The following is a 7064-nucleotide window of genomic DNA, read 5'->3' on the forward strand; positions in this document are numbered from 1 at the left end:
AGGACTTTCTTCGCAATGCCCACCTCGATATCCCAGCGGCCGTCGAGGCGCTGCGCCAATACTGGATGCCGATCCGCTACGCACGCGCCCGCTGATCACTGCGGACGTGGGAGCTCTTACCGCTTACCCCCAAACGTTGCAACAGAACCTGTGCAGGCGAAGGCCAAAGCTCGCGGATACCGCCTGTCGCACAATCTGAGGGCTCGTGGCTTTCGAGATCGACGATCAGCGTAACAATCGGAAGTGAAGGAAAGCATACGCGATCGTCGCATATGCCCTTAGCACCCACGGAATGAGCCGATCCAAAGCGTGCGTTTCGACAAAGCTGCGTGCGGATCTAATAGCCAGTAGACCCATTCTCATCCACGCTGAATCGAGGTCGCGATGCGGGATCGCATTCGTTCACGGACCGAGAGTGAGGCATATTGACATCATGCCGACAAACCTGCCTGCGATTCCATCGACCGCCGTATTCCTGTGTTCGGCTCTTCTTGCTTTTGGATATGCCCCCCCCCCGCACTTGCCGCTGCGCCAGCACCCGCAAAAGGCGACTATTTCCATACCGGGGCCGGCGCGCGATATCTGGAGCGAGCCAAGGGCGACATCGTCACCGTGCCCTTGCGCGGCAATATCAATGTCCTGATGGGATCCGGGGCAAATATCGTGGTTCTGTCGGGAAGCGAGGGCAAGTTCCTCGTCGATGCCGGCATCAAGCCGTCGAAAGACAAGTTGGAGGCGGCTCTCAATAAGATCGGCCCGTCACCCTTAAAATATGTCGTAAACACCCATTGGCACTGGGATCATACCGACGGAAACGAGTGGATGCATGCAGCCGGCGCCACGATCATTGCACAGAGAAATACGCTGAAGCATCTTTCCGATACCACTCGCATCGATGATTGGAATTGGACGTTCGCTCCCGTTCCGGCCGGCGCGCGCCCGACGATCATCGTGGAAAATGAGAGGGATTTCACCTTTGCGGGCGACTCCATAAAGGTGGAACATTTCGGCCCCGGCCATACTGACGGCGATGTGTTGGTGTATTTCGAAAACGCCGATGTGATGGCCTTCGGCGACACGTTCTGGAACGGATACTATCCGTTCATCGACAACGAACACGGCGGCAGCGTCAATTCGGCCATCGCCTGGGCTAACAAAGCTATCGAACGCACCACGGATCAAACAATCTTGGTTCCTGGTCATGGGCCGGTCGGCAACCGCGCTCACTTGATCGAGTTTCGCGACATGCTGGTCACGGTGCGCGATAAGATCGTTGCACTGAAGTCACAGGGGAAATCCCTCGAAGAAATCATTGCGGCGAAGCCGACCGCGGCCTTCGACGACAAATGGGGAAGATTTGTGATCGATCCGGAGTTCTTCACCAAACTTGTGTACGAAGGACTGTAGACAGTAGCCGTGGCCGTGCCGCCATCGACAAAAGGGCAGGTCGGTGCCACGGCGCAATCCAGGCTGCAGTGAAATTGAAACGCAGCCTCGCGAGCTGGAATATTAGCAAAGCGGCTTGGCCGGCCTCAATCTGGACGTCTGCACCGCTGCAATGGGGTGACACATGTCTGAAAGCTTGATCGTCGTCGTTTCCTCCCGCCCTTTCGAGGACACGCTGAATGCGCTGGTCGCCAGCGTGAAGCACAGGCAGGTCGAGGTGTTCGGCATTGTCGACCACGCCGCCAATGCGCGGGGCGCAGGCCTTACGCTTGGCCGCACGACGGTGGTGACGTTCGGCGGGGCCAAGGCCGGCACGCCTCTGATGCAGGCGCACCAGACGCTGGGCCTTGACCTGCCGTTGCGCGTCTTAGTCTATGAGACCGGCGAAGGCCAGGTCCGCATCGCCTATCGCGAACCCCGCGACATCCTGGCCGGCCAGGGCGTGGCGCCGGACGCCTTCCCTTCGGTGGGCGGCATGTCAGCCATGCTGGCGGCGGTCTCGGCCGAGGCCGCCGGCGGGAAGCCCGAATAGGCGCAGAGCGCCAAGGCAGTCATCAAATCGAAACGGATAAGGAGATCCGCCAACGGTTCGCTCACGCATCCGGTGTTCATATGCAAGGCGACAACGCCAACTTGGTGCGTGAGGTAAGGCACGAAAGGACGCGTTAGGCCCACGACGCCGCCTGACTCGGTGGTCTAAACCGATGTCAGCGTGATGAAATATGCACGCTGCCATGCGCGATGAAGATTTCGCTATCGCTGATCTCAACCAACGATGTGGCTTTCGAACGGCAATCAACTTGCGGAAGGCCTTGCAGGTACCTGTGCCAGCGCCCTCGAACCGCGCTTCGAAGGCAAAGCCCTACCAGGGACCCAGGCGCACGCGGCGACAGCTGAACGTCAATTGGACACAAGGCAACAGGAGGACCGCTGTGATCGACAGACGCACCTTTATATGGTCCGGAGTTATGCTTGCAGCATCCGGTGCCGTTCTGCCATTTTTATCAAATTCAGCTTTGGCTGAGACCGTGACGTTGCCGTTCGGCAATGGCGAGCGGCCGCTGGTCAGATACCCTCAGAAGCGTTTGATGATCGGCCTGACCAGCCGGCCCCCGCAATTGGAGACGCCGTTCTCGGTGTTCAATGAAGATGTGCTCACGCCGAACGATGCGTTCTTCGTGCGCTACCATCTCGCCGATATTCCTCTGGAGATCGATCCGGATACTTTCTCCGTTGAGATCAAAGGGAGGGTCGACAAGCCGTTGAAGCTGTCGCTGGCCGAGATCAAGAAGATGCCGGCTATTGATCTCGTGGCAGTCAATCAATGTTCCGGCAATAGCCGGGGATTTTCGGATCCACGCGTCGCCGGTGGTCAGCTCGCCAACGGCGCCATGGGCAATGCACGTTGGCGCGGCGTGCCGCTGAAAGCGGTACTCGATAAGGCCGGCGTGCAGCAGGGCGCCAAGCAGGTGACGTTCGGCGGCCTCGATGGTCCGGTGAGCGATAGAACACCGGATTTCGTCAAGGCGCTGGAAATCGATCACGCCCGTGATGGCGAGGTGATGCTGGCCTATGCCATGAACGGGACTGACTTGCCTCTGCTGAACGGTTTCCCGCTGCGGCTGGTGGTGCCCGGCTATTTTGGGACCTATTGGGTCAAGCACCTGAACGAGATCACCGTGCTCGACTCCGTGTTCGACGGCTTCTGGATGAAAGGAGCCTATCGGATCCCGGACAACAGCTGCGCCTGCGTCGATCCCGGCGCCGCACCGACGTCGACCGTGCCGATCAATCGTCTCAACGTCCGTTCTTTCATTACCAACCTAACCAACGGCGCCAAAGTGAAGGCCGGGGGCGCGACAATTGTCAAAGGCATCGCCTTCGATGGCGGAACTGGTATCAAGGACGTCAGCCTGTCGCTCGACGGCGGCAAGACTTGGCAGGCGGCCAAGCTCGGCAAGGACCTTGGCAAGTATTCGTTCCGTGAATGGCAGCTCTCGGTCCGGTTGCCGTCCGGTGCGCATGACCTCAAGGTTCGCGCCACCAACCAGGCCGGACAGACACAGCCCGAAATCGCAACATGGAATCCGCCCGGCTACATGCGCAACGTGATTGAAACAACGTCTGTTACAGCAGCCTGAGGAGCCTGGTCATGACCTCGCACAGGACTGCGTTGAGAGCAGTATCGATGATGGCGAGTGTTGCTGCGATCGCTGGCATCAGCGTCGCAGTTCGGGCCAAACCTGTCTCTTACGAGCTCCCTCCGGAAACCGCCGCGTTCAAGCCGGGGCCAAACCTTGAGGTGGTGCAAGGCAATTGCACCGCGTGTCATTCGGCCGACTACATCAAGACTCAGCCACAGGGCCCAAAGTTCAAGAAGGATTTCTGGCAGGCCGAGGTCATGAAGATGATCAAGGTGTACGGCGCACCGATCGACGAAGCGGACATCGGCAAGATCGTCGAGTATCTGTCGCAGACGTATTAAAGCGACCGCCTGTCGATCCGGCCGAACTGGTCCAGCGCTGCCGCCTCGGGGGCCTCATGGGTGGATCTCGGGACGGCTTTGAGGCGCTATATGGATCAGTCGGACACCGGTGAAGACACTGGTCGACCAAATACTGTTTGAAGTCAGGGGGCGGGTTGGCGCGTTCTCCAGGAAGGCGCTTGCGTTTTGCGGCCGCTCACGACGCGAGGAAGTCGCGCAGAAAAACGTAATGGGATCGTGAAAGTGGGTTCAGAGCCTCGCCTCCTATCCCCTAAATCGGGGCGGGCGGTTGGAAGAAATTCAGTCTTTGTCCAATCACGAGAGGCAATTGTATGGACTTTATCCCTACGCTCACCGATCGCGAAGGCCCGGTTTATTTGCGCATTGTGGCCGCCTTGTCCGCGGACATTGAGAGCGGAAGGCTAGTGCGCGGACAACAGCTCCCAACGCATCGGGGGCCGGCCAAGACGCTCGGTATCGATCTCACCATGGTGACACGGGCCTACACGGAAGCTCAGCGCCGCGGACTGACGCAGGCCCGCATCCGGCAGGGCACGTTCGTTGTCGAGAGTCTATCGTGCCCGAGACGCAGCGCGGGCCAACCGCCGGAATTTGACCTTTCGATGAACCTTCCGCCTCAACCGTTGGACACCGACCTGGAGGGACGGCTCACGCGCGGACTTGCAGCAATCCAGCGCGAGGTTGGGTTGTGCGCGCTTCTCACTTACCGTGACGCTGGACCATGCCAAGCCGAGCGTAACATTGCTGCAGAGTGGCTTCGTTCGCGCATCGCGAACGGGCGTGGTGATCGGCTCGTGATCTGCCCGGGAACTCAGAACGCAATTTTCAATCTGCTTGAAACGCTGATGTCGCCGGGTGATGTGGTTCTCACTGAAGCGCTGACCTATCCCGGGATAAGGGCTGCGGCCGGATATGCGGGCGCCTGGTCGGGGTCCCGATGGATGAGCACGGCGTCGTTCCGACCGCGCTTGACGCGGCGTGTCGGCGACATGCCCCCAAGGCGGTGTATTTGGTTCCGACTATCCACAATCCGACGACGGCGACAATGCCGCTTTCTCGGCGTGAGGAGGTGGCCGAGATATTGCGGAGAAACGACGTATTGCTGCTGGAAGACGACGCCTATGGCCCACTCGAGCCGGACGCGGTGCCGCTTGCTTCATTGATTCCGGAGCGGACATATTTCATGGCGAGCCTTTCAAAGTGCGAGAGCGCCATCATCCTGAATCATTCTCTAACGTGTGGCGCGGTGGATTCGTAACGTATGACGCCGCTCGGCTTCATTCCTGAATGGCCAGCCAAGCACCCGCGTGGGCACATCGGCTTACCTTTCGCGCGATGTGCGCTTCGCATCCGTCCGGTGAAGGCCGCCTTGCCGAATGAGGTGTGTTGTTGAGAACTGTCCTTATGGACAGTGATAGGCGCAGTGCCCAAGTCGAACGGCTTGAGGTGGTGGACACGGGCCGGCGGCGGCGCTGGTCCGAGGACGAGAAGCTCAAGATCGTCCTGGAGAGCTTACAGGCGCCGCGCCAGGTCGCGGCAACAGCGCGGCGGTATGGCGTTTCGCGCTCATTGCTGCTGCGATGGCGGCGGTCGTTTCGACCTGAGCCGAAGGATGTCGCCCAACCTGGCTTCGTACCGGCGATGGTGGTCGCGGAATCGGAGCCGGCGCCTGGTCCGGTCGCGCCGGCCAGCAGCGGCGGGTCGATCGATATCGAGTTTGCGGCCGGCGCTCGGATGCGGATCACGGGTACGGTCGACGCGGCGACGCTGAAGGCCGCCGTGCCGGCGCTGGCAGATGGACGCCTACGGTGATCCCGATTGCGTCGGGCGTACGGGTGTGGATTGCGACCGGCCACACCGATATGCGTCGCGGCATGAACTCGCTGGCCTTGCTGGTGCAGGAAGCCTTTAGGCGCGACCCGCACGGCGGCGACCTCTACGTGTTCCGTGGCAAAAGCGGCAAGCTGATCAAGATCCTTTGGCACGATGGACTCGGCATGTCGCTTTATGCCAAGCGGCTGGAGCGCGGCCGCTTCCTGTGGCCATCATCGCCTGATGGCGTGGTGACAATCACCCCAGCCCAGCTTGGCTACCTGCTGGAGGGCATCGACTGGCGGATGCCGCAACATACCTGGCGACCGCAGGCGGCTGGCTGATCGCTGGGATTTGAATCGGTGGCACGACAAGCGGTTCGGACAGAGGCCGCGTCTTGTGATTCTCTGGTCGCCGATGGGCGCCGATGATTCTCTTCCCGACGATGTGACGACGCTGCAGGCGATGCTGCGCGCCGAGCGAGCGGCCCGGTTGGCCGCGGAAGCCGAGGCCCAGGCGGGGACGTTGCTGATCGAGAAGCTCAAACTCACGATCAAGAAGCTCCGGCACGAGCAGTTCGGACAATCCTCCGAGCGGGGCGCATTGCTGGACCAGCTTGAGCTACAGCTCGCCGACCTGGAGGAGAATGCGGCGCAAGCTGACACCGCGGCGCAGATGGCAGCCGAGAAGATTGCGGTGCCATCGTTCGAGCGCCGCAAGCCAGCCCGCCGGCCGCTGCCGGAGCATCTGCCACGGGAGCGCCTCGTCTATCCGGTGCCGGCCACCTGCCCATGCTGCGGCGACAGCCGATTGCGCAAGCTCGGCGAGGACGTGACCGAGACGCTGGAGCTCGTTCCGCGCCAGTGGAAGGTGATCCAGCACGTGCGCGAGAAGCTCGTCTGCCGGGCCTGCGAAGCGATCACCCAGCCGCCGGCCCCCTCGCATCCGATTGCGCGCGGGCGTGCAGGGCCCCAGCTGCTGGCCCATGTCCTGTTTGCCAAGTACGGCCTGCACCTACCGCTTCATCGTCAGAGCGACGTCTACCAGCGTGAAGGCATCGACCTCGACGTATCGACGCTCGCGGACTGGGTCGATGCCGCCGCGGCAACCCTGATGCCTTTGGTCGACGCAATCCGGAGCCTCGTCTTCGCAGCCGAGCGCATCCACGCGGATGACAGTGTGCTGCAGAAGCACACAGAAAGGATGATCGTGATGATCTGATAATCTGTGAGCACAAGCTGTGACAGCGATGAGGGAGGGCCCCTCGGGATCGGCTTTCAGGAGCAGGTCCCAAATCACT

The 7064-nt window shown here is 60.9% G+C and carries 7 protein-coding genes and 2 pseudogenes; all 9 read left to right on the forward strand.

Annotation, left to right across the window (positions count from 1 at the left end; all coding sequences use genetic code 11):
- Window positions 1-477 precede the first annotated feature (477 nt).
- Complete coding sequence (locus tag ACZYOF_RS41130) at window positions 478-1407, forward strand: MBL fold metallo-hydrolase (RefSeq protein ID WP_463719321.1); 930 nt, start codon at window positions 478-480, stop codon at window positions 1405-1407.
- Between the two features lie 163 nt (window positions 1408-1570).
- Window positions 1571-1978, forward strand: coding sequence for a DUF302 domain-containing protein (locus tag ACZYOF_RS41135; protein ID WP_463702743.1), 408 nt, complete (start codon window positions 1571-1573; stop codon window positions 1976-1978).
- Between the two features lie 400 nt (window positions 1979-2378).
- The gene (sorA, locus tag ACZYOF_RS41140) at window positions 2379-3587 is read left to right on the forward strand and encodes a SorA family sulfite dehydrogenase catalytic subunit (RefSeq protein ID WP_463719325.1); all 1209 of its coding nucleotides are present in this window, start codon (window positions 2379-2381) and stop codon (window positions 3585-3587) included.
- A gap of 11 nt (window positions 3588-3598) precedes the next feature.
- Window positions 3599-3931 (forward strand): SorB family sulfite dehydrogenase c-type cytochrome subunit, encoded by a 333-nt coding sequence (sorB, locus tag ACZYOF_RS41145; protein WP_463719322.1) that lies wholly within the window; start codon window positions 3599-3601, stop codon window positions 3929-3931.
- A 332-nt stretch (window positions 3932-4263) separates the two neighbouring features.
- Window positions 4264-4482 (forward strand): annotated as a pseudogene (locus ACZYOF_RS41150) (GntR family transcriptional regulator); the annotation flags it as partial.
- A 407-nt stretch (window positions 4483-4889) separates the two neighbouring features.
- Window positions 4890-5210: an aminotransferase class I/II-fold pyridoxal phosphate-dependent enzyme gene (locus tag ACZYOF_RS41155; RefSeq protein ID WP_130580464.1), complete on the forward strand. Its 321-nt coding sequence runs from the start codon at window positions 4890-4892 to the stop codon at window positions 5208-5210.
- Window positions 5211-5356: 146 nt separating this feature from the next.
- Window positions 5357-5764: an IS66-like element accessory protein TnpA gene (tnpA, locus tag ACZYOF_RS41160; protein WP_463719323.1), complete on the forward strand. Its 408-nt coding sequence runs from the start codon at window positions 5357-5359 to the stop codon at window positions 5762-5764.
- Complete coding sequence (gene tnpB / locus ACZYOF_RS41165; protein ID WP_463719324.1) at window positions 5761-6108, forward strand: IS66 family insertion sequence element accessory protein TnpB; 348 nt, start codon at window positions 5761-5763, stop codon at window positions 6106-6108. Before tnpA ends, tnpB begins: the two co-directional genes overlap by 4 nt.
- Before the next feature lie 73 nt (window positions 6109-6181).
- Window positions 6182-6949 (forward strand): annotated as a pseudogene (gene tnpC / locus ACZYOF_RS41170) (IS66 family transposase); the annotation flags it as partial.
- Between the last annotated feature and the right edge of the window lie 115 nt (window positions 6950-7064).

The organism is Bradyrhizobium sp. LeoA1Lang (assembly GCF_055413685.1).

Coding starts and splice junctions, on each gene's coding strand:
- ACZYOF_RS41135 (WP_463702743.1), top strand. CDS start 1,571: ATGTCTGAAAGCTTGATCGTCGTCGTTTCCTCCCGCCCTTTCGAGGAC.
- sorB (WP_463719322.1), top strand. CDS start 3,599: ATGACCTCGCACAGGACTGCGTTGAGAGCAGTATCGATGATGGCGAGT.
- ACZYOF_RS41155 (WP_130580464.1), top strand. CDS start 4,890: ATGGATGAGCACGGCGTCGTTCCGACCGCGCTTGACGCGGCGTGTCGG.
- tnpA (WP_463719323.1), top strand. CDS start 5,357: ATGGACAGTGATAGGCGCAGTGCCCAAGTCGAACGGCTTGAGGTGGTG.